The organism is Nocardiopsis sp. YSL2, assembly GCF_030555055.1.
GTDB lineage: Bacteria > Actinomycetota > Actinomycetes > Streptosporangiales > Streptosporangiaceae > Nocardiopsis.
On record NZ_JAMOAO010000001.1, the window covers coordinates 5,272,860 to 5,297,054 of the forward strand.

25 protein-coding genes are annotated in these 24,195 nt (G+C 73.6%); 13 read left to right on the forward strand and 12 right to left on the reverse strand.

Annotated elements, in window-relative coordinates:
- Positions 1–69: 69 nt before the first annotated feature.
- A complete protein-coding gene (locus M1P99_RS23255; protein WP_304455808.1) occupies positions 70–1,281 on the reverse strand; it encodes an MFS transporter in 1,212 nt (403 codons plus the stop codon).
- A 391-nt stretch (positions 1,282–1,672) separates the two neighbouring features.
- On the opposite strand from M1P99_RS23255, the gene M1P99_RS23260 reads away from it, so the two are divergent.
- The 4 genes from M1P99_RS23260 to M1P99_RS23275 are packed head-to-tail and all read left to right on the forward strand — an operon-like array spanning position 1,673 to position 5,167.
- Positions 1,673–2,410 (forward strand): methyltransferase, encoded by a 738-nt coding sequence (locus M1P99_RS23260; RefSeq protein WP_304454704.1) that lies wholly within the window; start codon positions 1,673–1,675, stop codon positions 2,408–2,410.
- Positions 2,407–3,213, forward strand: coding sequence for a Rossmann-like domain-containing protein (locus tag M1P99_RS23265; RefSeq protein ID WP_304454705.1), 807 nt, complete (start codon positions 2,407–2,409; stop codon positions 3,211–3,213). The genes M1P99_RS23260 and M1P99_RS23265 overlap by 4 nt, the downstream gene beginning before the upstream one ends.
- Positions 3,210–4,172, forward strand: coding sequence for a GHMP kinase (locus M1P99_RS23270; RefSeq protein WP_304454706.1), 963 nt, complete (start codon positions 3,210–3,212; stop codon positions 4,170–4,172). The genes M1P99_RS23265 and M1P99_RS23270 overlap by 4 nt, the downstream gene beginning before the upstream one ends.
- Positions 4,130–5,167, forward strand: coding sequence for a pyridoxal-phosphate dependent enzyme (locus M1P99_RS23275; RefSeq protein ID WP_304454707.1), 1,038 nt, complete (start codon positions 4,130–4,132; stop codon positions 5,165–5,167). Before M1P99_RS23270 ends, M1P99_RS23275 begins: the two co-directional genes overlap by 43 nt.
- Before the next feature lie 158 nt (positions 5,168–5,325).
- On the opposite strand, the gene M1P99_RS23280 is transcribed toward M1P99_RS23275, so the two are convergent.
- From M1P99_RS23280 to M1P99_RS23295, 4 genes are all read right to left on the reverse strand, one after another.
- On the reverse strand, positions 5,326–6,870 hold the full coding sequence (locus M1P99_RS23280; RefSeq protein ID WP_304454708.1) for an AfsR/SARP family transcriptional regulator: 1,545 nt from the start codon (positions 6,868–6,870) through the stop codon (positions 5,326–5,328).
- 266 nt (positions 6,871–7,136) lie between these two features.
- Entirely contained in the window at positions 7,137–7,553 is a 417-nt protein-coding gene (locus M1P99_RS23285) for a spore-associated protein A (RefSeq protein ID WP_304454709.1), read from the reverse strand.
- Positions 7,554–7,609: 56 nt separating this feature from the next.
- Positions 7,610–8,023 (reverse strand): spore-associated protein A, encoded by a 414-nt coding sequence (locus M1P99_RS23290; RefSeq protein WP_304454710.1) that lies wholly within the window; start codon positions 8,021–8,023, stop codon positions 7,610–7,612.
- 53 nt (positions 8,024–8,076) lie between these two features.
- Positions 8,077–8,493: a spore-associated protein A gene (locus M1P99_RS23295; protein WP_304454711.1), complete on the reverse strand. Its 417-nt coding sequence runs from the start codon at positions 8,491–8,493 to the stop codon at positions 8,077–8,079.
- A 239-nt stretch (positions 8,494–8,732) separates the two neighbouring features.
- Between M1P99_RS23295 and M1P99_RS23300 the strand changes: the two genes are divergently transcribed.
- The gene (locus tag M1P99_RS23300) at positions 8,733–9,644 is read left to right on the forward strand and encodes a GNAT family N-acetyltransferase (protein WP_304454712.1); all 912 of its coding nucleotides are present in this window, start codon (positions 8,733–8,735) and stop codon (positions 9,642–9,644) included.
- Here the strand turns inward: M1P99_RS23300 and M1P99_RS23305 are convergent.
- A complete protein-coding gene (locus M1P99_RS23305; RefSeq protein ID WP_304455809.1) occupies positions 9,637–10,404 on the reverse strand; it encodes a siderophore-interacting protein in 768 nt (255 codons plus the stop codon). The genes M1P99_RS23300 and M1P99_RS23305 overlap by 8 nt on opposite strands.
- A gap of 100 nt (positions 10,405–10,504) precedes the next feature.
- On the reverse strand, positions 10,505–11,437 hold the full coding sequence (locus M1P99_RS23310) for a DMT family transporter (RefSeq protein ID WP_304454713.1): 933 nt from the start codon (positions 11,435–11,437) through the stop codon (positions 10,505–10,507).
- Positions 11,438–11,511: 74 nt separating this feature from the next.
- On the opposite strand from M1P99_RS23310, the gene M1P99_RS23315 reads away from it, so the two are divergent.
- Positions 11,512–12,489 carry a LysR family transcriptional regulator gene (locus M1P99_RS23315; protein ID WP_304454714.1) on the forward strand — a complete coding sequence of 326 codons (978 nt, stop codon included), beginning with the start codon at positions 11,512–11,514 and terminating at the stop codon, positions 12,487–12,489.
- Between the two features lie 6 nt (positions 12,490–12,495).
- On the opposite strand, the gene M1P99_RS23320 is transcribed toward M1P99_RS23315, so the two are convergent.
- Positions 12,496–12,888, reverse strand: coding sequence for a hypothetical protein (locus tag M1P99_RS23320; RefSeq protein ID WP_304454715.1), 393 nt, complete (start codon positions 12,886–12,888; stop codon positions 12,496–12,498).
- A gap of 126 nt (positions 12,889–13,014) precedes the next feature.
- On the opposite strand from M1P99_RS23320, the gene M1P99_RS23325 reads away from it, so the two are divergent.
- The 4 genes from M1P99_RS23325 to M1P99_RS23340 all read left to right on the forward strand — a co-directional run bounded on the left by M1P99_RS23325 (position 13,015) and on the right by M1P99_RS23340 (position 14,793).
- Positions 13,015–13,182, forward strand: coding sequence for a hypothetical protein (locus M1P99_RS23325; protein ID WP_304454716.1), 168 nt, complete (start codon positions 13,015–13,017; stop codon positions 13,180–13,182).
- Complete coding sequence (locus tag M1P99_RS23330; RefSeq protein WP_304454717.1) at positions 13,182–13,568, forward strand: Fur family transcriptional regulator; 387 nt, start codon at positions 13,182–13,184, stop codon at positions 13,566–13,568. The genes M1P99_RS23325 and M1P99_RS23330 overlap by 1 nt, the downstream gene beginning before the upstream one ends.
- A gap of 71 nt (positions 13,569–13,639) precedes the next feature.
- Positions 13,640–14,029, forward strand: coding sequence for a hypothetical protein (locus tag M1P99_RS23335; protein WP_304454718.1), 390 nt, complete (start codon positions 13,640–13,642; stop codon positions 14,027–14,029).
- 101 nt (positions 14,030–14,130) lie between these two features.
- Positions 14,131–14,793 carry a DUF305 domain-containing protein gene (locus M1P99_RS23340; RefSeq protein WP_304454719.1) on the forward strand — a complete coding sequence of 221 codons (663 nt, stop codon included), beginning with the start codon at positions 14,131–14,133 and terminating at the stop codon, positions 14,791–14,793.
- Positions 14,794–15,024: 231 nt separating this feature from the next.
- Here M1P99_RS23340 and M1P99_RS23345 read toward each other — a convergent pair whose 3' ends face one another.
- Together M1P99_RS23345 and M1P99_RS23350 are read right to left on the reverse strand one after the other, a co-directional pair.
- Positions 15,025–16,758 carry a SpoIIE family protein phosphatase gene (locus tag M1P99_RS23345; protein WP_304454720.1) on the reverse strand — a complete coding sequence of 578 codons (1,734 nt, stop codon included), beginning with the start codon at positions 16,756–16,758 and terminating at the stop codon, positions 15,025–15,027.
- Positions 16,759–16,891: 133 nt separating this feature from the next.
- On the reverse strand, positions 16,892–17,542 hold the full coding sequence (locus M1P99_RS23350) for a class I SAM-dependent methyltransferase (RefSeq protein WP_304454721.1): 651 nt from the start codon (positions 17,540–17,542) through the stop codon (positions 16,892–16,894).
- Positions 17,543–17,830: 288 nt separating this feature from the next.
- Between M1P99_RS23350 and M1P99_RS23355 the strand changes: the two genes are divergently transcribed.
- Entirely contained in the window at positions 17,831–19,243 is a 1,413-nt protein-coding gene (locus tag M1P99_RS23355) for an FAD-binding protein (protein WP_304454722.1), read from the forward strand.
- Positions 19,244–19,355: 112 nt separating this feature from the next.
- Here M1P99_RS23355 and M1P99_RS23360 read toward each other — a convergent pair whose 3' ends face one another.
- Complete coding sequence (locus tag M1P99_RS23360; RefSeq protein WP_304454723.1) at positions 19,356–20,273, reverse strand: ketopantoate reductase family protein; 918 nt, start codon at positions 20,271–20,273, stop codon at positions 19,356–19,358.
- 325 nt (positions 20,274–20,598) lie between these two features.
- On the opposite strand from M1P99_RS23360, the gene M1P99_RS23365 reads away from it, so the two are divergent.
- Entirely contained in the window at positions 20,599–21,561 is a 963-nt protein-coding gene (locus M1P99_RS23365; RefSeq protein WP_304454724.1) for an ATP-dependent DNA ligase, read from the forward strand.
- Here M1P99_RS23365 and M1P99_RS23370 read toward each other — a convergent pair.
- Positions 21,553–22,560, reverse strand: a complete 1,008-nt coding sequence (locus tag M1P99_RS23370; RefSeq protein ID WP_304454725.1) for a Ku protein — start codon at positions 22,558–22,560, stop codon at positions 21,553–21,555. The two genes, M1P99_RS23365 and M1P99_RS23370, sit on opposite strands and share 9 nt — an antisense overlap.
- Positions 22,561–23,266: 706 nt before the next feature.
- On the opposite strand from M1P99_RS23370, the gene M1P99_RS23375 reads away from it, so the two are divergent.
- Positions 23,267–24,145: an alpha/beta fold hydrolase gene (locus M1P99_RS23375; protein ID WP_304454726.1), complete on the forward strand. Its 879-nt coding sequence runs from the start codon at positions 23,267–23,269 to the stop codon at positions 24,143–24,145.
- The last annotated feature ends 50 nt before the right edge of the window (positions 24,146–24,195 follow it).

The window sequence follows — 24,195 nt, forward strand, 5'->3', positions numbered from 1 at the left end:
CGGGCCCCACCCCTCTCCGGGGGCGGGCCCGGGCCGGCCGCGCGTGCACGCGGTGACGGAGGCCGGGGCTCAGGACCGGACGAACGAACGGGTCCGGGCGGTGCGGCCGACCGTGAAGCCCCGCGCCCCCGGGGCCAGGGCGGCCAGAGCCGGGGCGGCGAAGCACAGCAGGGCGCAGGCCACCAGGACCGCGTCGGTGCCGAACGCCTGCGCGGCCGGGGCGATCAGCGCCAGGCCCACGGGCGCGAACCCGTAGGAGAAGAGGAAGTCCAGCGAGGACACGCGCGCGAGCTTGCCCGGCTCCACTTCGCGTTGGGCGGCGGTGAACCACGGGACGTTGAACAGCTCCACCCCCACGCCCACCACCGCGTAGGCGGCGAACACCACGACCGGGCCCACGGGCAGGACGAGGCTGAGCGGTGCCAGTCCGTACAGGGCGAGCCCGGCCAGCGCGGCCCAGCCCTGGTGGCGCGGGGTCCAGCGGGCCACGATGACGGCGCCGAACAGCGCCCCGGCGGTGTAGGCGGTCAGGGCGCCCGCCAGGACGGCCTCGGTTCCGTAGTGGTCTCGGCTGGCCAGGGGCAGCAGGACGCTGGTGGAGGAGTAGCCCGCGGCGATGACGACGGTGAGCGCGCCCAGCCCGGCCAGGAACCAGGGGTGGCGGCGCGCCTCGGCCAGCCCTTCGAGGAACTCGGTGTGGAAGGGGGCGCGCGCGGTGCGCGCCGCCGCGGTGTGCGAGCCCGGACCCGGTAGGAGCGCGGCGGCGAGCCAGAACAGCGCCGTGACCAGGAGCAGGGGGGCGGTGCCCAGCACCGTGGACAGCAGGGCGGTCAGACCCGGGGCCAGCAGAGTGGTCACGCGCACGGAGAAGGTGATGGCGGCGTTGGCCCGCTGACGGTCGTCGGGGTCGACGACCTCGGCGGTCAGGGCCTGGAAGGCGGGGCGGCAGGCGCCCTGGCCCGCGCCCACGACCAGGGCCGCGGCGGCCATGAGCACGGGCGGCGTGCTCAGGCCGGCGACCATGACCGGGGTCGCGGCGGCGGCGATCAGGCCGGACCACAGCACGACCGCGCGGCGCGAGTGGCGGTCGGCGAGGAGCCCGCCGAGCGGGACGGCGACGAGGAAGCCGGCGGTGCGGGCGGCCAGGACCAGGCCGAGGTGGACGGCGGTGAGCGTTCCCTCCAGGACGGCGAGACCTAGGATGAAGGGCATGGCCCAGGTCGCGAGCCCGGAGGCGGTGGTCGCGCACCACAGCCGGACGAACCGGGGGTGGCGCAGCAGCGGGGGCCGGAGCCTGGTCGCGTTCGGCGGCGTCGGCGAAGGCACGAGTCGTCTCTCATCTCTGTGCGTGTACGGGTGGTCACCCCACCCTAATGAAAACGATTATCACTGACGAGTTGGCGCGACGGTCGGCCCCGCCTCCTCCGCGAGCTCCGTCCATGACTCTGCGTTTCGGAATGGTCTCACTCGGTCGCCATCTGGCGGAGGCTCAAAGTGACAACGATTTTCATTGCCCCTATAGTGGCCGCGAGTGAGGGCTCGGTGACCGCGGTCCGACCGTTGCATGGCCAGTCGTTCGAGAGGGAAGAGCACGCATGTCCGGCCCGGGTCACGCACCCCCGCTCCCGCCCGCCCGCGCCAGCCGAACCACCCCATCCTCGAAAGGACACGCGTGGATCGCTCCCTGATCGCACGACTCCCGCTTCCGCTCCCCGCCGAGCGGATCATCGCCCTCAACCAGCCCAAGGCCGACCTGCACACGCACCGACGCTACGACTGGAACGGGTGGGAGTTCGACGTTCCCCCCGGCGTGTTCCTCCCCGGCGCCACCAGCCGCATGATCCACCAGCGCCTCCTGGACGACGACATCGACGTACGCGGGCGCCACTACGTCGCCATGGGATCGGGACTGGGCGTCGAGGCGGCCGTGGCCGGACTCCGCGGAGCGAGCACCGTCCACGCCGTCGACGTCCATCCCGCCAGCGTCCGCGCCACCGAGGACAACTACCGCCGCATCGTCGACGGCGCGGCGGGCACCGCGGACACCCCGACCGCGTTCACCCCGGTGGTCGCCGACGTCTTCGACGGCTTCCCCGACGGCGTCCGGGCCGACGTCGTCACCTTCAACCCGCCCGCGGTGAGCCAGACCGTCAGCGACGACCCCGACATCGTCCGCAACGTCTGCGCGGGCACCCCCGTCATCGACGCCTTCTTCACCCAGATCGCCGAGCGCGGCCTCCTGGCGCCCGGCGGAGCGGTCTACTTCGTCGCCTCCAACACCGCCGACCTGCCCCACATCGTCGGACACGCCCTGGACACCGGGTTCACCCCCCACGTCCACCACCTCCACGACTGGGAGGACGGCGTCCTGACCTACCTGTTCCGCTTCACCCGGGAGGACGCCCGGTGAGGAACCTCGACTCCCTCTTCGCGTCCGTGCTCGCCACCCCCGACCTGCCCGCGGCCACCAGCGTCTTCTGGGTCCACCACGGCACCCGCCTGCCCGGAGGCGACGTCACCTACCTCAACCAGTACGTCCTGGTCCGGGTCGGCCGCGCCTTCGGGGCCTGTGCCTTCGAGGCCGGGCAGATCGACCCGTCGGTGTGCGCCGACCTCTCCGGACGCCCCCTCGCCGACCTCCTGCGCGACGGCGACGAGGCCCTGCCCGCGCCCCTGCGCGTGGCCGCCCTGGACGCCTACCTCGCCCAGGCCGAGCCGCACGCCCTCGACCCCCGCGCCGAAGCGGTCACCCTGCCCCTGGGCACGCCCCTGGAACGCGCCCTGGCCCGTGACGCCGCCATCGCCGGACTCCTGCCCGAGCCCGACGGCCGCAAGGTCGCCCTCATCGGCGTCGTCAACCCGCTCGTGGCCGCCATCCGCGAACGCGGCGGCGAGTGCCTGCCCTGCGACCTCAACCTGCGCACCACCCAGTGGGGCGACACCGTCACCACCGACATGGACGAGGTCCTGGACACCGCCGACGCCGTCGTGGCCACCGGCATGACCCTGGGCAACGGCAGCTTCGACCACATCCTCGCCCGCTGCCGCGAGCGCGGCCTGCCCCTGGTCGTCTACGCGCAGAGCGGCAGCGCCGTCGCCCGCGCCTTCCTCGGGCACGGCGTCACCGCCGTCTCCGCCGAGCCCTTCCCCTTCTCCCAGTTCAGCGCGGACCCCACCGCCCTCTACCGGTACCGGACGGAGAACGACCAGTGACGACCGGCCTGGGGCAGGCCACCTGCCACCACGGCGAACTCCTGCAGGGCGTCTTCCTCGACGACCACGGCCACCCCGTCCGGGGCCTGGTCACGCTGCCGATGGCCGACCCCCTCACCCGCGCGGAGTTCACCCCCCTGCCCGGCACCGGACCGCACCGCATCGCGGTCGACCCGCCGGGCCGGGACAAGGCGGTCCGCGCCGCGGCCCTGGCCGTGGCCGAGTGCGCCCGCGCCACGGGCCGGGCCGCCACCGGCGGGAACCTGCGCCTCACCGGCGGCCTTCCCGCCGGCCTGGGGCTGGGTTCCTCCACCAGCGACGTCACCGCCGCCATCCGCGCGGTGGCCGACGCCTACGGGGCGCTGCTGCGCCCGGCCTCGGTGGCGCGCACGGCCGTGGCGGCCGAGGGCGCCTCCGACCCCGTCATGCTGGGCGAGCGCCCCGTGCTGTTCGCCCAGCGCGAGGGGCGCGTCCTGGAGGAACTGGGGGCGGCCCTGCCCGAGCTCGCCGTGGTCGGCTGCCTGACCGGCCACGGCCGCCCCGTCGACACCATGCGCCTGCCCGGCACCGTGCGGAGCCGGGACGCCGCCGTCTACGAACGGCTGCGCGCAGCCCTGCGCGCGGCCGTGGCCGACGGCGACGCGGCGGAGGTCGGCCGGGTGAGCACCGAGAGCGCCATTCTCAACCAACGGGTTCTACCGAAGGAGGAGTTGGGGAAGATCAGGGGCGTCGCCCGCCACTGCGAGGCGGTCGGCATCCAGGTCGCGCACAGCGGCAACGTCGCCGGTGTGCTGTTCGACGCCACCGTTCCCGATCTGAGCGCCCGGATCGACACCGCCGTCTGCCGACTGCGGAGCGAAGGGCTTGTGCCCACCCGGGTCTTCTCCACCCCCTCCAGGACCGACGGAGAACGAACTTGGACCACCACGTATGCGACGCACTCGGCCGACCTGACCTGATCGACCTGGGCGAGGGCCTGGTGTGCCTGCGATTCGAGTCGATGAAGGTGGTGTCCGCGCTGGCGGCCGTCCGCCACCTGCTCGACACCGGCGCCGTCCGCCCCGGCGACACCCTGATGGACAGCTCCAGCGGTATCTACGCCTACGGCCTCGCCCTGGCCTGCCACCGCTACGGGCTGCGCTGCCACATCATCGGTTCCACGACCATCGACCACGTGACCCGCGTCCAACTCGACGTCCTCGGCGCGACCCTGGAACAGATGCCGCCCTCGGACGACCTGCGCTTGGACCAGAGCAGACGCGTGGCCCGGGTCCGGGAGGTGCTGGCCGACCACCCCGACTACCACTGGATGCGCCAGTACCACGATTCCATCCACTATCTGGGCTACCGCGAGGTCGCCGACCGCGTGGCCGCCGAGATCGGCGCCGGGCCCCTCACCGTCGTGGGAGGCGTGGGCTCGGGGGCCTCCACCGGGGCACTGGCGACCTACCTGCGCGCACGCGACCCCGGCACCCGGCTGGTGGGCGTCCAGCCCTTCGGCAGCGTCACCTTCGGCAGCGACGAGGTCGAGGACCGCGGCATGATCATCGCCGGCATCGGCAGCTCCATCCCCTTCGGCAACGTCGACCACACCCTGTACGACACCGTCCACTGGACCGGATTCGCACCCGCGCTGGCCGGGAGCGTCGACCTGCTGCGCCGCCACGCGGTGTTCGCGGGCCTGTCCACCGGAGCCGCCTACCTCATCGCCCGGTGGGAGCGGCTGCGCGACGCCGGGCGCCGGGTGGTGTTCGTGGCCGCCGACACCGGCCACCGCTACGTCGATCCGGTCTTCGCCCGCCACACCGAGGCCGAGGCGGTCGAGGACCTGGCGCCCACCGCCGTCCACGACCTCGCCGACCTGGCTCCGCCGTGGTCGCGCATGGAGTGGGGGCGGGCCAAGCCCCCGGCCCAGGGCGTGTACGCCGACGACCGGTCGGCCGCCCACGGCTGAGGCCGCGGTCCCCGGGGCGCGGGCCGGGGCCGTCCGACCGGTGGTGTGCCTCCCGCGCCCGGCCCCGGCACCGGGGGCCGGGCGGCGGGCCCGACCCCGGTCCTCCGGGCCGCGCGTCGCCGGCGTCTCCGCTCACGGCAGGGCCCCGGAGGGCGGGTTCAGCACACGGCGGCGTCCGGGGCCGGCGGCTTCGGGCCGCCGGCGGCACCGGAGAGCCCGGCGCGGCGCACGCGGTCCGAGCAGAGCGCGCGGACGGTCAGCGTGGCCGCCGCCAGCCGCACGGACAACGGCAGGTAGCCGCACTCCTCCACGATCCCGGCGACCGCCGCCGCCTCCACGGCCGGTACGCCGGCCACGGCGGCGAACAGCTCCATCGCGGACTCGCGGGAGAGCACCTCCAGCCGCACGGGACGCGCTCCGAAGAACGCCACCAGACCGGTCAGGTCGTTGCGGCTGGTCACCAGTACGGCGCTCCCGCGCCCGCCGGCCAGCAGCGGGGCGACCTGCTCCACCGAGGCCGCGTCGTCGAGCAGGAACAGCAGGCACTGGTCGGCGGTGACCGAGCGGAACAGCTTGGCCAGCTCGCAGGAATCCGACGGCAGGTCGCGCGGTTCCACGCCCAGGCTGCGCAGGAGCTGGCGCAGGGCGTCGTCGATGGGGGTCGGCTCGCGTCCGGGGGTGGACCCGTGCAGGTCGACGTACAACTGGCCGTCGTGGAAGCGGTCGCGTACCGCCGTGCCCCACTGCAGGGCCAGGGCGGTCTTGCCGACGCCCGCGACCCCGGTGAGCACGAAGATCGTCGTGGAGCGGTCGGCCGCGCGGTCGGCGTCCAGCCCCTGGTCGAGCACGCCCAGTTCCTCGACGCGCCCCACCAGACCGCCGACGGCGAGGGGGAGTTCGGCCGGGCGCACCCGGGTGCGCCCCGCCGGCGGCAAGGCGTCGCCTCTCCCGCTCCCCGGCTCGTCCGCGTGCAACAGGTCCAGGTGCAGGCGCCGCAGTTCCGCGCCGGGATCGGTGCCCAGTTCCTCGGCCAGGACCGCGCTCAGCGCCGCGTAGGCCTCCAGCGCCTCGCCGGTGCGCCCGCTGTGGTGCAGGGCGGTCATCAGCAGCCCGGTGAGGCTCTCCCTGGTGGGGTGGTCCGCGCACAGCGCCCGGAGACCGGCCACGGCCGACGCGGCGCGGCCGCGCCGCACCTCGACCCCGTACAGCTCCTCCAGGGCCCGAAGACGGGACTCCTCCAGGGCGGGGCGGGCGTGCTCGGCCAGGGTCGGGGTGACTCCGCCCAGTGCCGGGCCCGTCCACAACGCCAGGCCGTGGCGCAGCGTGCGGGCGGCCTCGTCCAGACGTCCGGCGGCGCGGTCGGCCGCGGCCCGCACCAGGCTCCGCTCGAAGGCGTCCAGGTCCGTGGCGCCTTCGGGGACCACCGCGCGGTAGCCGCAGGCGGCCCTCTGGATGGTGTCGGCGCCCAGCGCCTTGCGCAGGCCGTGGACATGGCCCTGGAGCTGGGGACGGGCACCGCGCGGCGGGCGCCGGCCCCAGACGAGGTCGATGAGCCGTTCGTCGGTGACCACGGTGTTGGGCTGGAGGAGGAGCGCCGCCAGGACCGTCCGCCGCTTGGGCCCGCCGGTGAGGATCCTGCGACCGTCGACCTGGACTTCGACAGTACCGAGCAGTCTGTACCGAATTCCCGACAGATCGTCCAACACCCCTGGGCCCCCTCACGCACGATGCGCAGTTCATCGCGTAGCGTCGCGGAGCTTACGGGAGGCTTCGGTGCGGAGTCCACCTGGAGGACGGGGGCCGTGCACGTGTCCGATATCGCCCTGAGTTGACCAGGCACGTTGCGATTCGGACGTTTTCACCGTCTTTTTCACCGAAGGTCCAAAACACGGTGTGCCAGGCATCGGAACACCCGGGACGGCCGGGCGGCACCGGGCCCCGTCCGGGGCCCGGTGCCGCCCGTGGACGGTCAGCCGCAGTTGGTGCCGCGGTCGCCGCCCTCCGTTCCGCTGATCCGGCCCATCCAGTCGACGCACTTGCCGGCCGCGTTGAGGTAGACCGGACCGGCGTAGGAGGTGAAGTAGTCGCCCTCGTAGGCGGCCCAGTGGGTCCCCGCGGGGCTGATCGACAGGCCGGCCTCGATGATCACGCGCGAGCCGGGGCTGTTGCGCTTGGTCACCACGCAGTTCTTGCCGGTCGAGCTGTTGTAGGTCAGGTAGACCGTGCCCTTGTTGCCGACGTTGTCCTGGTTGACGACCTTGTAGCCGCTGCCGCACTCGCCGCCGTAGGTGGCCGCGGCGGCGGGGGAGGCGCTGACGAGCACGCCGCTGACGGCGAAGGCGGTGGCCATGGCGACGGCGGCGGTCTTCTTGGTGAGCTTCTTCATGTCACGTTCCGATCATGGGTCGGGGCGTTGGGCGGGGGTGGAGCGTGGCCGGCCGGTCAGCCGCAGTTGGTGCCCTTCTCCGACAGCGTGGCCGTGCCGATGGTGCCGCCCCAGTCGACGCAGCGGCCGGCCGCGCTGAGGTAGACCGGACCGGCGTAGGTCGTGTAGTCGCCGCTGTCCTTCTTCCAGGAAGACGAGCCCGTGGTGCGGATGAACGCCTCCATGAACGTGGCCGTACCGGGGTTCGTGCGCACGGTGACCACGCAGTTGTAGCCGGTGGACCCGTTGTAGGTGAGGAAGGTGGTGCCCCGGTCGTTGGGCAACTCGATCTTGTTGACCACGCCGTAGCCGGAGCCGCAGGCCCCGTTGTAGGTGGCCGCGGCGGCGGGGGCCGCGGTCGCCAGCAGGCCCGTGCCGGCGATGGCCGCGGCCGCGGCCAGGGCGGCGGCCTTCCTGAGCAGGTTCCTCATGGCACTCCAGTCGAACGTCGGTGCGCCGCCTGTGGCGGCGCGGTGCGGTGGGGTCAGGAGCAGTTCGTGGCGGTCCTGTGCGCGTTGGTGCCGCTGATGTTGCCGAACCAGTCCACGCAGTGGCTGGGCGCGTAGCGGTAGACGGGGCCGGCGTAGGTCGTGTAGTCGCCGCCGTCCTGCTTGGCCTGGCTGGGGGAGTCGCTGGAGCGCTTGAGGCCGACGGTCATGTCGACGGCCGGGCCCGGGTTGGCCCGCACGGTCACGGCGCAGTTGTAGCCGTTGGAGTTGTAGGTCAGGAAGACCGTGCCCTTGGAGCCGATGTTCGCGTGGTTGACGACGGAGTAGCCGCTACCGCACGCGCCGTTGTAGCTCGCCACGGGGGCCGCCGCCGACGCCGGCGACGCGGCCGCCAGGGAGCCGAGGGTGACGGCGGCCGCCAGGAGGGCGGCCGACCGGAACTTCTTCAACATGGGAACTCTTCCGTCCTCGGGTACGGCACCCGCCTGCGGGCGGGTACCGGCCACACGGTGGCAGGCACCGCTTCGCGCGGGCTTCGGTTCCACTTCGCTCCCGCTTCGCAGGCGTGGCGGCCGTGTGGTCCCGGCGGTGGTGACCGGCTAGGGTGCGCTCGGTCCGCCATGACGTGGCGTCCCACCGCACCCGGTCCCACGGCGTCGTCGGGACGCCGTGTCCCCACGAGAGGCCCCCGATGCTCAGACTGCGCGCCTGGCGGCGCCGGGACACGCTCGGCGCGCAGCGCCTGGCCCGGGATCTGTGGCCCTCGGGGCCGCACCCGGGCGGGCTCGGCTGGGAGGCCGCCACCGACCAGCTGCCCCGCCGCGCGGTCGTGGCCGTACGCGGGCGCCGGATCGTGGGCTGGGCCGGGGTCGCGCGCGGCGAGATCCAGGTGCGGGGCGTGTCGGCCGACGCCGCCGCGGGACGCCGCCTCCTGGCGTGGGCCCTGCGCACGGCGGGGGAGCGGGACCTGCGGATTCCCGTGGCGCACGGCGACCCCGCCCTCGGCGCGCTCGTGGCCGAGGCCGGGTTCGTGCCCGACTCGGCCGATCCCGTGACGGGGATGGTCCGGGACGCGGCCGGGGACGGCCCGGTGTGGCCGGAGGGCTATCGGGTGCGACCCGTGCGCGCGGGGGAGGACGCGGCCCGGGTCGCCGTGCACCGGGCGGCCTGGCGGCCCGCCGACATGCCGTGGGCCGCGCACGTGCGCGACCGCGTCGACCCGGCGGCCACCAGCGGCTTCACCCCCGCGCACCTGGCACGCCTGCGCCGCGCGCTGCTCTTCGACCCGGACCTGGACCTGGTGGTGGAGGCGCCCGACGGGTCACTGGCGGCCTGCGCCACCGTGTGGTGGGACGCGCGCGGCGGCTGCGCCGAACTCGAACCCGTGGGCGTGGTCCCCGCGCACCGGCGGCGTGGCCTGGCCGCCGCGCTGGCCCGGCACGCGTGTGTGGAGGTGGCGCGCCGCGGCGGGCGCGAGGTCTTCATCAACTCCCGCCCCATGGACGAGTACCCGGCGCCCGCCGCCGCCTACCTGAGGGCGGGGTTCACCCTGGTCGAGCGCGGTCGGCACCACGTGCGGGGCGTGACGGCCCGAGCTACGTGAGCGTGGCGACCCCGCGGCGCCAGTACCCGACGAAGGTGATGTGCGCCTTGGGCACGCCGCGCTCGCGGACCAGGCTGCGCCGCAGGCCGGTCGGCAGGGTCCTCTCCCCGGCGACGAAGCAGTAGGGCGTGCCCCCGGGCGGCTCGGCCGAGCGCGCGGTCTCCAGCGCCAGCCGGCCCGGCAGGGCGTCCTCGTCCTGGCGGGGGAGCCAGTGCACACGGACGCTCTCGGGCGCCTTCACGTCGCGGATGTCGTCGGCGGAGGGAACCTCCAGGTAGGCGTCGGCGCTCAGGTCCCCGGGTGCCTGTTCGATGATCGACAGCAGGGCCGGGACCGCGCTCTCGTCGCCCACCAGCAGTTGGGAGTCGGTGCCCTCGGGCGGCAGGTAGTAGTACCCCTCCGGGAACACGCCGACCTCGTCCCCCGGCTGGGCCTCGGGCGCCCAGGCCGAGGCCGGGCCGCCGTCGCCGTGGGCGACGAACTCGATGTCCAGTTCCAGGCGGGCGGGGTCGAAGCGCCGCGCGGTGTAGTTGCGCACGACGGGGCGCTCGGCGGCGGGCATCAGGTAGTACTGGGCGATCCACCCGTTGTGCGAGGCCGTGGGCATGCGCAGGGTCTCCTGGCCGGGGCGGGGGAGGAAGACCTTGACGCACTGGTCGAAACCGAGGAAGGGGAAGCCGGCGAGTTCTTCGCCGCCGAGCGTGACGGTGACGAAGTGCGGGCTCGTCCGCTCGGTGCGCACCACACGGGTGCGCACCATGGTGCGGTGTTCGGGCTGCCGGATGCGCAAGGGGACCTCATTCCTCGGTGGGGACCTCGACGGGGACCTCGACGGGGGCATTAAATGAGGTAAGCCTAGCCTAAGTGCGTCTCGCGGTGTGCGTCGCGGCACGGGCCGCGCGCTCGGACGCCCACACCGCCAGCAGGACCAGGGCGCACCCGGCGAGCTGGACCGGTGTGGCGCGCTCGCCCAGCAGCAGAGCGCCCGCGCCGACCGCGAGCACGGGCGGCAGCACCAGCACCGCCGCCGCCGAACTGGGCGCCAGGCGGGGCAGGGCCGCCCCCACCAGGATCCAGGTCAGCACCTGGCCGGTCAGTGCCAGCAGCGCCAGCCAGCCCCAGGCCCGCGGGTCGAGCGAGGCCAGGTCGATCCCGCTCCACCACGCGCCCAGCGCGCCCGCGGACAGCGCACCGGCCAGGGTCGCCACGCACACCGGGGTGGCGGTGTGCCCGCTGCCACCGCCCAGGCGGGACAGGAACAGGTAGCCCGCGTAGGCCGCGCCCGCCGCGCAACCGTAGGCCAGGCCCAGAAACGGGTCGCCCTCGGCGGTCGAAGGGCCCGTGATTCCGGCGGACAGGGCCACCCCGGCCAGCATGACCGGCGCGGCCATCAGGAAGGAGCGTCGGATCGGCGTGCCAGTGAACATCCGGGCCAGCACGGGGAAGACCACCAGCTGTGCGTTGAGCAGCACGGTCGCGATGCCCGCGCCGACCTCTCCGATGCTCGCCGTCCACAGCACGTAGTCCACGCCCAGCAGCAGCCCCGCGGCGGTGTCGATGAGCACCAGGCGCCGCGGCCGCCACCCGATCCGCCGGAGCTCGGCCACCGACATCGGCACCAGCAGCGTCAGCGCCAGCGCGCACCGCAGGAACGCCGCGGTCCCGGCGTTGGCCCCCGAGGCCTTGACCAGCACACCCGACAGCGAGGTGCACGCGGCACCCGCCAGGGCGAGCAGGAGGGGATCGACCCGCGCGAGCCGGGAGTCGGCGCCGGAAACGGACTGCTTGCTCATGACGCTCACTCTGGCGCCTTCGACCCGAAAACAAAAGCGATGATTCGTGGACGTTTCTCGGTAGTATTGCTGATGTGTTCAACACCGAACGATTGAGCGCTCTGGCGGCGGTGGCCGAGCACGGCACCATCGCCGACGCGGCACGCGCCCGGCACGTCACGCCCTCCGGGCTCTCCCAGCAGCTCGCCAAGCTCGAACGCGAGGCGGGCCAGCCCCTGCTGGAGCCGTACGGACGCACCGTGCGCCTCACCCACGCAGGGCGGGTCCTGGCCGGGCACGCCACCCGTGTCCTCGCCCAGCTCGCCGAGGCCCGCGGCGACCTGGCCGAGCTGAGCGGCCAGGTGCTGGGCCCGCTGCGCCTGGGCGGCGTCGGCAGTGCGATCCGTGCCCTGCTGCCGGGGCCGCTGGCCGCCCTCTCGGCCGCCCACCCCCGGCTCGAGGCCACCGTGTGCGACGGCGAGGTCGTCGAACTCATGCCCGCCCTGTTGAACGGGGATCTGGACCTGCTCCTGGTCGAGAGCTGGTCGAGCCGTCCGTTGGCGTTCCCGTCGGGCGTGGCCACGGTCCCCCTCGTCGACGAGCCGGTCAGCGTCGCCCTGCCCGCCGGACACCGGTTGTCAGGGCGGGCCCGGGTCGACCCGGCGGAACTGGGGCAGGAGTCCTGGGCCAGCTGCCCGCCCGGGACCGAGCCCTACGAGGCGACGCTCCAGGCCCTGCGCGGCCGCGGCGTGGAGCCCCGCGTGCGGTACGCACTCAAGGAGCTGCCCACCCAGCTGGCGCTGGTGGCGGCCGGGGTGGCGGTGGCGCTCGTGCCCGACCTGGGGCGGCGGCCGGCGCCCGAGGGCGTCGTGTTCCGGCCTCTGGACCCGCCCGTGCGCCGGACGATCCGGGCGGTGTGGCGGGTGGACGCCGAGACCCCGGCCGTACGAGCCTGTGCCGGCGCCCTCACCGCGCAGGCGGCCGAGTGGGGCGCCGACGGCGGCGCCGGCCCGGCGGCGGACCCGGGCGCCGATGCGGTCACCCCGCGGCGTGCGGAGCGTGCGTCGGGCTGAGGCGGGTCACCGGGCGGCGTCGGGTGCGTCGTCCAGGTCCTCGGTGTCGGCCCGGTGCAGCACGCGGGTGAGGTCGCCGGAGTCGATCAGCCCCGCCAGGACCCGCGTCATGTCGCCCACCCCGGGGTCGCGGACGATGAGGGTGTCGACGCACCCGAAGTAGCGCCCCTCCAGATTCTCCCCGGTCTCGGCGTTCTCGGCCATCAGCCGCTCGACCTCGGCGAGCGTGAACAGGGTCCCGGACCAGCGGGTCCCGTCCCCCAGCTCGACCACGACGTCGACGTTGTCGACGAGCGTCAGGTCCTCGTCGGGGTCGGGCAGGAACAGGGCGGTGAAGCCGTCCCCGTGCACCCGGTACCACGGACCGTCCCAGTGCCCGGTCAGTTCGCTGTGGCTCATGCCGACAGTCTGCCCAGCCGCCCCGAGGGGCCTAACCCGGCGCGCCGAGGGGTTGGGGCCGTGGCCCGGAGGCGATACGATCACGATAATCATTCTCATCGAACTCCCCCCAGGAAGGGACTGCCCATGCCCGCATTCCACGACGACTGCGCCGGCTCGGCCGAGTTCATCGACGCCGGTGCGGGCGGCGCCGCCGAGCCCACGGGGCCGGAGGGCGTGCGCTGGAGCGTGACCTACGAGGTGCACGGGGCCGGCCTGTCCCTCCTCCGGCACGGCGCGGGCGCCCGGGTCTGATGGGCCGTTACGACCACGCGGTCCTGCGGGTGGGGGGGCGCGATCCCCGGTTCCGCGGGGCGCAGGAGGTCCACGCCGTCATCGCCACGCCCCGCACCCAGGAGCGGCCGCCGAGCCTGTCCACCATCTACCGCACCCTGCGCCGCCTGGCCTCCGAGGGCGTCCTGGACACCGTCCACTCCGCCGACGGCGAGCGCCTGTACCGCCTGTGCGGCAGCACCTCGCAGCACCACCACCTGCTGTGCCGGATCTGCGGCGAGGTGGAGGAGGTCCCCGAGATGGCGGAGCTCCCGCCCCTGGTGGAGCGGATCGGCGGCACCAGCGGGTTCGGCTCGTTGGACTACTCCTTCGAGCTGTCCGGAGTGTGCCCCCAGTGCGCTCCCTGAGACGCGCCCGGTCGTGGCCGAGAACGCGGGGTCGGACACGGTCCGTGTTCGAGGCGTACTAGGCTGTCGCCATGTCGTCGACAGCGCCGTGCCCCGCCCGCACGCGCCCGGCCCCGGCCTGGGCGCGTCTGCTGCTGTGCGCGGCCCTGTTGCTGGGCGTGGGTGCCATGCACACGCTGGGCCATGACCAGCCGGGTGGCCACGACGGCGGTCACGCGGTCACGGCCGCCGTCTCGACGGCGGACCATCCGGTCGGCGACCCGCCCGACATCGATCCCGTGACGGTGTGCCTGGCGATCGTGGCCCTGGGCGTGGCCCTGGTCGGCGTCGCCCCGGCGGCGTTCTTCCCCTGGCCCGGTACCCCGTCGCCCACCGCGCGCGTGCCGCGCGGCCCCTCGCGGAGCCGCGCCTTCCTCCCGCCCGCGCCCTCGCTCGCGCTGTTGCAGGTGTTGCGGGTCTAAAGGCCCCGGGGGTTCCGCGCCACGGCACCGGTGCCCCACACCCGAGACCCCTGCCGCGCGCACGGAGCGCGGCGCAGTGACCACACACGGAGACGTACGACATGACCTTTCTTCAGCGCGCCCTGATGCCCGCGGCCGCCGCGGCGGCCACCGTCCTGGTCCTCACCGCCTGCGGCACGGCGGAGGACGCGGCCGCGCCCGACACCGCCGAGTCCGAGGGGGCCACGGCCGAGTTCAACGACGCCGACGTCGCCTTCGCCCGCCAGATGATCCCGCACCACGAACAGGCCGTGGAGATGGCCGAGATGGCCGAGTCGCGGGCCGGGGACGAGGTCCGCGACCTGGCCGAGGAGATCGCCGCGGCCCAGGGGCCCGAGATCGAGCAGATGACCGGCCTCCTGGAGTCCTGGGGCGAGCCGCCGATGGAGGACATGGAGGGGATGGAGGGCACCCACGGTGACATGCCCGGCATGATGGCGGACGAGGAGATGACCGGGCTGGAGGCGGCCGAGGGCGACGAGTTCGACACCCACTTCCTGGAGATGATGATCCTGCACCACGAGGGTGCGATCACCATGGCCGAGACCGAGATCGAGGAGGGCGTCAACCCCGAGGCCCAGGGCCTGGCCCAGAACATCTTCGACGCCCAGCACGCCGAGATCGAGCGGATGAACACGATGCTGGGCGAGGGCGGCGGCGCGGACGCCGAGGACGAGGGCTCCGACGACGGTGACGAGGACTCCGGGGACCACGGCGGCCGCTGATGTCCCTCCGGGTGCCGGGCGACCCGTCCGGCACCCGGCTCGACGAAGGGCCCCGAGCCCCGGCCGGGTCTGACGCGTGCGTGCCGGTCTTGCACGGGGGCGGCCACGATCCGCGGGCCACGGGGGCTCCACCGAGGCGATCGGGGCCCGTCCGGTCGGACGCGAAAGCGACGACGCGTGCAGAGCCGGGCCGGGCAGGGCCGACGGGGAGCCGTGGAGGAACGCCGGGCGTCACCCGCCGTCGAGGTCGAGCTCGAACCACACCACCTTGCCCGGCGTCTTGCCGGACGCGCCCCACCTCTGCGCCAGCCGACTGACCAGCTGCAGGCCGCGGCCGCCCTCATCGGTGTCGGCGGCCCGACGCAGCACGGGGCGGTGCTGGTCCTCGTCGGAGACCTCGAACAACAGCGCGTCGGTGCGCAGCAGCCGCACCCCGATCGGGCCGTTGGCGTAGCGGACCGCGTTGGTGACCAGTTCCGTGGCCAGCAGCTCGGTGACGTCCGTGAGCTCCTCCAGGCCCCACTCGGCGAGCGTGGCGCGGATCAGCCGCCGGACCCGCGAGGGCGTGGTGGGGCGCGGTTCCATCAACCAGTGGGCGACATGGCGCGAGGGCACGCCGCGCAGCCGGGCCAGCAGCAGCGCCACGTCGTCCTCCTGGTCGTCCGTGCGCAGGTCGGTGAGGATCGCGTCGCCCAGCTCCTCCAGCGGCAGCGGACGCTCGGCGGCCTCGCACAGCGCCGCCAGGCCCTTCTCGATGTCGCGCCCGCGCGCCTCGACCAGTCCGTCGGTGCACAGCAGCAGAATGTCGCCGTCGTGGACGTGCACGTCGGCCGACTCGAAGGCGACCCCGCCCACGCCGATCGGCGCCCCCGTGGGCAGCCGGACCGGTTCCGCGCCGCGCCCGTGCCGGACCAGCACGGGCGGGACGTGCCCGGCGTTGGCCATCGTGCACAGCCGGGCCACAGGGTCGTAGACGCAGTACAGGCACGTGGCCAGGTAGTCCTCGCCCAGGCGCAGGGCCAGGTCGTCCAGGTGCCGCAGGACCTGTTCGGGCGGCAGGTCCAGAGCGGCCAGGGTCTGCACGGCCGTGCGGAACTGGCCCATCGCCGCGGCCGAGTGCAGGCCGTGGCCCATGACGTCCCCGACGACGAACACCACCCGGCTGCCCGAGAGCGGAATGGCGTCGAACCAGTCCCCGCCGACCTGCGCGATGTGGCTGCTGCTGCGGTAGCGGTGCGTGATGTCGGCGCAGGAGAGCCGGGGCGGCAGCGCGGGCAGCATGGAGCGCTGGAGGGCGTCGGTGGCGTCGGCCTCGGACCGGTACATGTGTGCGTTGTCCAGCGCCAGCCCCGTCTGGATCGCCAACTGCTCGGCCATCAGCGTGTCGACCTCGTCGAAGACCGGGCGGTCGGGGTCGCGCATCAGGACGACCGCGCCCAGGACGCGGCCGCGCACGGTCAGCGGCAGGGCGAGCAGGGACCGGTCGAGGATCAGGGGTGTGAGGTCGCCGGTGGTGTGGGTCCGGGCGAGCATGGCGGCGATGTCGGGGTCGATACGGGGCACGAGGACGGGAGAGGCCTCCGCCATCGACCGGTGCACGGGGTTGGTCGGCGGCATGACGTGGACCTGCTCCTCCGGCACGACCGTGCGCCACAGCTCGGACTGGTATCCGCTGTGCACGACCGCGACCCGGCGCAGCGGCGCGGTCAGGGATCCGGCGGCGTCGGGCAGTTCCACGTCCAGGTGCGGCCCGGGCAGCAGGGCGTCGAGCAGGTGGACGGTCGCGGCGTCGGCCAGGTGCGGAACCACGGCTCCGACCAGCTCACGGACGATCTTGCGCATGTCCATGCTGGCCCCGATGCGCGTGGCGGCCTCGTTGAGGAATCGCACGCGCTCCCGCACGGCGGTGCGCTCCCGGACGGACTCGCGTGCCGTGTCGAAGAGGTCCGAGGTCTTGGGATCCATCGCTCCGGCTTTCTGCGCTCGAAGGGAATTCCGACGGCTTGACAATCCTTTTCCACCTGCTGTGGACGTTTTTTGGTTGATTTTCGGGCACACCGATACACCGAGTGATCGGTAGGGGCCGTGGGTCCGGGTGTCAGCCGGTCCTGCGGCAGGTGAAGAACAGTTGGATCTCGGGATCCGCCTGGGCACTGGAGGGGGCGTAGGACGCCGTCTCCTCCTCCTCGATGGTGAATCCCGCCCCGGTGAGCAGCCCGCGCAGCTCCTCACGGAAGTAACCGGTCACCCGAACGTGGTGGCCGAGGAAGGGAATGGGGAGGTCGTCGACGTCGGCCTCCACCATGGACAGCGTGAACCAGCCGCCGGGGACGATCACCGAGTGCAGGACCGACAGCGCGCGCGGGACGAGCGCGCGCGGCAGGTGCAGCAGCGAGAAGTAGGCCACCACCGCGTCGTAGGTCCCCTCCGACGGGTCCAGGTCGACGATGTCCTTGTCGACGAACTCGGCCTCGGGTACGTTGCGGCGGGCGATGTCGAGCATGACCGGGGAGATGTCGATGCCGGTCACCGACAGCCCCGCGTCGGTCAGCCGCCGCGCGGTGGGCACCCCGGTGCCACAGCCGACGTCGAGCACCCGGGCGCCGGGCGCCAACCGCTCGATGAGTCCGAGCGTGCTCTTGACCTGTACTTCCTTGTGGGGAAAGGCCTCGTCGTAATGCTCGCCGATGTGGTCGTAGGCGGTCGCCTGACCGTGTTCTCGCGCGGCCCAGCCATCGTCGGACGACATGACATCCGGCGCCATGGTGATCGCCTTTCCCCTCACACGGTGCGGTGGAACGCACCGCGGCCTCCGACCGAACGGATTCGCGGTACAGAAGCCGAACTTACCGTCCTGATCGCGTTAAGTCACCACTTGTTCCTGGCCCCCATCTTCGCACATCGGCGGTGGACCGCCCGTCGCCCCACAGGGGACCTTTAGGATTTCCCCGCTGACCGCAAACCCCGACGGCACGGACAGGACGCAATGGAATACAACGTGAGCCGCAGGACCCTTCTCGCGGGATTGGGAGCCGGCGTGGCCGCCACCGGATTCGACCCCCTCGCACGAGCCTGGGCCGACGACGCCTCGCTGGCGGAGGAGGACCGCGTACCCGCCCTCGACGGCGAGCTCGTGTTCGACGAGGAGTCCCTGGCCGCAGCCGCGGACGACTTCGGCCACGACATCTCGCGGCACCCCCGCGCCGTGCTGCGGCCCGGGTCGGTGCGCGACGTCGAGCGGATGATCCGGTTCTGCCGGGCCCGCGACATCCCGGTCGCGGCGCGCGGACAGGGCCACTCCACCCGCGGCCAGGCCCAGGTCGAAGAGGGGCTGGTCATCGAGACGGCGACGCTCGACGGCCTCCAGGTGCGCGACGGCCGCGCCGAGGTCGGCGCCGGAGTGCGGTGGAGCCAGGTGCTCTCGGCCGCACTGCCCTACGGGCTCACCCCGCCCGTGCTCACCGACTACCTGGAGCTGTCGGTCGGCGGGACCCTGGCGGTGGGCGGGATCGGCGGCCAGACCCAGCACCACGGCCTGCAGGTGGACACCGTCGTGGAAGTGGACGTGGTGACCGGGGAGGGGCGGCGGCTGCGCTGCTCGCCCGAGGTCCGGGCCGACCTGTTCCGGGCCGTCCTGGGCGGCCTCGGCCAGTGCGCGGTCATCGTCGGCGCCACCGTGCGCCTGGCCCCCGCACCGGAGACCGTGCGCCAGTACCACCTGTACTACGAGACCGTCGAGGCGCTCACCGCCGACCAGCGCCGCGTGCTGGCCGACGGCCGCTTCGACTACCTGGAGGGACAGGCCCAGTCGCTGCCCGACGGCGGACCGGGCTGGCGGTTCATGCTGGAGGCGGTCGCCTACCACGAGGGCTCCACACCGCCGGACGACGACGCCCTCCTGGCGGACCTGTCCGACACCCGCGCCGACGCCGAGATCGAGGACCTGCCCTACCTCGACTTCGCCGACCGGCTCGCCCCGGCCGTGGAGTTCCTGAAGTCGATCGGCGCCTGGTACGACCCCCACCCCTGGTGGAACGTCTTCGTGCCCTCCAGCGAGTTCGACGCCCTGGCCGCCTCGGCTCTGGCGGAGCTGACCCAGGAGGACGTCGGTCCCACCGGCGTCGTCCTGATGTACCCGGTGCGCCGCGAGCTGCTGGGCACGACGCTGCCGCGGGTGCCCGACGAGCCGGTGGTCTTCCTCTTCGCCCTGCTCAAGACGGCCACTCCCGCGCCCGGGGTGCCCGACAACGCGGCCATGGTCGCGGCCAACCGGGCCCTGTACGAACGCGTCCGCGACGCGGGCGGGTTCCAGTACCCGGTGGGCAGCATCCCGATGGACCGGGCCGACTGGCGGGCGCACTTCGGGTCGGCGTGGGACGACTTCGCCGCGGCCAAGGCCGCCCACGACCCCGCGGGCATCCTCGCCCCGGGGCAGGGGATCTTCGGCTAGGCGGCGGCCCCGCAGGCGGGGCCGTCGATCAGCGGGCGCGGCGGGGTCTCCCGCCGCGCCCGCCGCCGGGGTGCGGCGCCTCTCGCGACGGGCGGCACCCGCCACCCGCGTCCTAGCGCCCGGCGGAGTACGCGCACAGGTGCGTGTAGGCGAGGGAGAACAGCGGTGTGGGCACGCCCAACTCGCGGCCGCGCGCGACCAGGTCGCCGATGATGTGGTCGGCCTCGACGGCGTTGCCCCGCGTCAGGTCCCAGTACATCGAGGTGGTGGTCGTGGCCGTGGTGTCGGAGGCCATGGTCCGGGTGCGCTCCAGCATCGCCTCGCTGGGCGCGAATCCCGAGGCGGTGGCCACGGCGACGGCCTCGGCGACCATGCCCGCGGTGAACTCCGGCCCGCCGGGGACGGTGTTGATCCGGCCGACGGGGGCGCGCATGAGGCAGTTGCAGGCGCCCAGGCTGGCCAGGAACACCCATTTGTCCCACATGCGCCGCCGGATGTGCTCGCTCGCGCGCGCGGTGTAGCCGCCGCAGTCCAGGGCGGCGTGCACCTCGTCCGGCCCGACGACGGGCCGCTCGGACAACGGCCCGTAGGCCAGTTCGGCCAGCGGGCCGACCTGGACGATGCCGCCGTCCTCGTCCAGTCGGGTCTGGACCAGGCTCACCCCGCCGTAGACCCGGTCGGCGCCGAACCGCTCGACGAGGGTGTCCAGGTGGCGCATGCCGTTGAGGAAGGGCACCACCACGGTGCGCGCGCCCACCGCGGGGGCGAAGTCCTCGAGCGCCTCGTGCAGGCCATAGGACTTCACGGCCACGATCACCAGGTCGTAGTCGGCGGTGAGCCGGTCGGCGGTGACGGGGGACACGGGCACGGTCTCGGTGTCCCCGTCCTGCGTGGTCAGCCGCAGCCCCTGGTCGGCCAGCAGCCGGGCCCGCGGGGGACGGACGAGGAAGTCCACGTCCCGCCCCGCCTGTACCAGGCGGGCGCCGAAGTACCCGCCGACCGCGCCCGCACCCACGACAAGGATCCGCATGACCGTCCCACTCTCGTTCCTGACTCCCACTCGACCACGCAGAACGTATGACCATGGGACATCACGTGGCAAGGCGGGGCCGGCCGGTGCCGGTCGGAACGCCGATCCCGCACAGGCGACTGGCTACGCCGCGTCGGCGGTCGGAGGAGGACGACGCGCGCCTGGCGGCCCGTGCGAACGAGGGGGCGAGTGCGGCGGAACTGATGGGGAGTTCGGGCGCCGCCGGGGTGCGATCCGCTCCAGGACGCTCAAGGTTCTGCTGCCGAACACGCGCTGACCTGCGGCGTGAGTGATTGCACCCGGGCGGCAGGGGCATGACCCGGATGTGGATCCAGAGCCGATGCTCGCCCGGGCCGCGGCCGGGCTGCCGACGGGTCCGGGCCTGGTGTACGAGCCCAAGTGGGACGGTTTCCGGACCCGGGCCGGTACCGCGCCGACCCGGATCGTCTCGCGTTCGGGCGCGCGGACCGACCGGCGCTGGCCGGAGCTGGCGGCCGCGCTGGAGACCCTGCCCGGCGGCCTGCTGATGGACGGCGAGATCGTGTGCTGGCTGGACGGCGGGCTGAGCTTCGACGCGCTGTTGCGCCGCAACACCGCCGGGGCGCGCCGGGTCCGGGAACTGGCCCGGACCGAACCCGCCCACTTCGTGGCCTTCGACCTGCTGCGCGTGGACGGCCGGGACATCCGGAACCGACCGCTGTCCTACCGGCGCCGCCGCCTGGAACGGCTGTTCGCCGACGGGCACGATCCGCACCTGGACCTGACGTGGCAGACCGACGACCCGGAGACGGCGCGGGAGTGGTACGAAGGGCTCGGCGAGGTCGGCATCGAGGGGCTCGTCGTCAAGTCCGCCGACGGGGTCTACGAGTCCGGCCACCGGGGCTGGCGCAAGTACAAGCACGCGGTGAGCACGGAGGCCGTCGTCGTGGGGGTCGTGGGCTCGGTGGAGCGGCCCGAGGCGCTGGTCCTCGGCCGCCGCGCCCCCGACACGGGAGAGATGCGGGTGGTCGGCCGCACGCGAGACCTGACCCCCGAGCAGCGGGCCGAGACGGCTCCGCTGCTGACGGCGTCCGGAGAGCGGTTGGCCGCTCCGTCGCGGTGGCGCGGCGGCGAGGCACCGCCGCATGTGGGCGTGGTCCCCGAGACCGTGGTCGAGGTCGTGCCCGACACCGGGACCGCCGCGGGGAAGTGGCGGCACGTGGTGCGGTTCGTGCGGCCCCGACCGGACCTGGGGGTGGCGGAGGTGCCGGAAGGGCTCGACGTCGAGCGCCGGCCCCCGTCAGGCTGAGATCCGCTCCCGCACGGCCGACTCCAGGTCCTCCCGGGACATCTTCGACCGCCCCGGCACGTCCAGCTCCTGGGCCCGGCGCAGCAGCTCCTTCTTGGTCATGCCGGCCAGATCCTCCTCGGAGGGCTCGGCCTTCTTCTTCGACCGGCGCGCACCCCTGGCCGCGGGGCCCTTGGCCGATTCCTCGGACCGGCGCGGTTCGGGCGCCCGCGCGCGTCCGCCCTTGCGCTCCTTGAGCGTCTTGCGCAGGGCGTCGGTGAGTTCGACGACCGTGCCCTCCTGGGCGGGGCGCTCCTCGGCGTGGCGCACCGTGCGCCCGGCGCTCTTGGCCTCGATGAGTTCCTGCAGCCGCTTCTGGTAGACGTCCTCGTGCTGCTCGGGGTCCCAGTCCTCGGCCATCGCCTCCACCAGCTGCTCGGCCAGCCCGAGATCGCGCTCGGAGATCGTGGCGTCGGCGATGGGCGGCATCACGTCCGAGGGGGCGCGGATCTCGTCCGGCCAGAACAGGGTGCTGGCGGCCAGCACCCCCTGCTGGGGGCCGACCAGGACCAGGTGCTCGCGGTCGCGCATCACCATCGTCGCCAGGGCGGCCCGGCCGGTGCGCTCCAGGACCGCGCACAGCAGCCGGTAGGGCTTGGCCGCGGACTGGTCCTGCGGGGACAGGAAGTAGGCGTTGGAGTACCAGACGGGGTCCACCGAGTCCGCGGGGACGAAGCCCGTGATCTCCATGCTCCTGGACTTGCCGGGAGCGAGCCCCGCGAGGTCCTCGGGCTCCAGGATCACGTACTCGTCGCTGTCGACCTTCGCGCCCTTGACGATGTCGCGGGAGCTGACGTCCTTGCCGGTCTCCTCGTCCACCTTCCGGTAGCGGACCCTGTGGTCCGTGCCCCGGACGAACTGGTGCATCGTCGGTCCGTGGCGCTCGCGCGCACTGTACAGACTGACGCCCAGCGACAGCAGCCCCACCGTGAGGGTGCCGCGCCACACCGTACTGACCATGCCGACCACCTCTCCTCCATGATGTCCGCTGCCAGGCAAAACGTGCGGATCGCGAGGTAAAGGACCGTGTCGGCCGCTCGGTGCCATGGCCGGCCCGGGCGAAGGCGCCACTTCGCCGGTCATGCTCCGTGTTCGATGGACGCAGGTGAGTGACGGATCCACGGCAACGGAGTCAAGGCTTCGATCGAGTGGTGCGCCCCGAGCGGGCCGCGGAGCCGAAAAGTTGCTCTGACCTGCACTCTTGTCCGGTTGTGGCCGCCGTGTGGACGTTCGCCGCCGCGCGTGCTCGTATGGAGGGACGAGCACCCATGGGCGGACACGCCGATCGGACGGCGGGGCCGCCCCGGTGGGAGGGAGGTCGCGACCTGGCATCGAACCACACAGTTCCACCGGGCGTGACCCCGGAAGGAACGCGCAGTGACGCGGTGCCGCGCCCCACCCGGGGCGCGGCGCTCACGTGTGCGGGGGCGCCGTGCCGGGGCGGGCATCGGATCAGAGGCGGGCGAGGGGCGGGCGTGCCGGCGGGGAACTGGAGTGCTCTCCAAGGAATCCGGCCGATCCTTGGGAAGCCGTACATGGGCAGGGGTCCGTTCCGTGACCACACTGGCCAGGAGGTCACCGGCGTGTAGCCGGTCCCAGCGCCGGTCGAACCGTCGGTGCGCGCCCACCGGCCCTCCCGGGCCACCCGACAACGTACGGAGCCCCCATGTTCACCTTCGCCGGCGACGACGGCCTGACGGTCCACGTGCACGCCTGGGTCCCGGACGGCCCCCTGCGCGGTGTCGTCCAGATCTCGCACGGCATGGGCGAGCACGCCCTGCGCTACGCCCCGCTCGCAGCCGACCTCAACGCGCGGGGATACGCCGTGTACGCCAACGATCACCGCGGCCACGGCGCGACCATGCACGCGGGCCCCGGCGTCCTGGGCGAGGACGGCTGGAACCTGCTGGTGGCCGACGTCGCCGCGCTCTCGCGCCTGCTGCGCGAGCGCCACACCGGACTGCCCCTCGTCCTCCTCGGCCACAGCCTGGGCTCGTTCGCCGCCCAGCAGTACCTGCTCGACCACCCCGACCTGGCCGACGGCGTGGCGCTGAGCGGCACCACCGCCGTGGACCTGCTCCTGGTGGACCTGGCCCGGCAGGGCACCGACCCGCTGACCGCGCTGAACGCCCCGTTCCAGCCGGCGCGGACTCCGGCGGACTGGCTCAGCCGCGACGAGGCCCAGGTGGACGCCTACATCGCCGACCCGCTGTGCGGCTTCGCCCTGGACGCGGAGGGTATGGACGGGCTCACCGCGGCCGCGATGGGGCGCCTGGCCAACCCCTTCGGGGTTTCCCGGAACACCCCTGTCTACGTCCTTGTCGGCGACCGCGACCCCCTCAACCAGGGACTGGCGTTCACCGACCGGCTCGTCGAGCGCTACCGCGAGGCCGGCGTCGACGACCTGGTCTACCGGATCTACGACGGCGCGCGCCACGAACTGTTCAACGAGACCGGCCGCGACCGCGACCTCGTCGTCGCCGACCTGCTGGACTGGATCCAGCGGGTCACGGGGCGCCGACTCGACCAGCACAGCGCCCGGTAGGGGGTCCGCTTCGTGCCGACCCGCCAGGAGCCCCAGGTCATCCCCGTAGA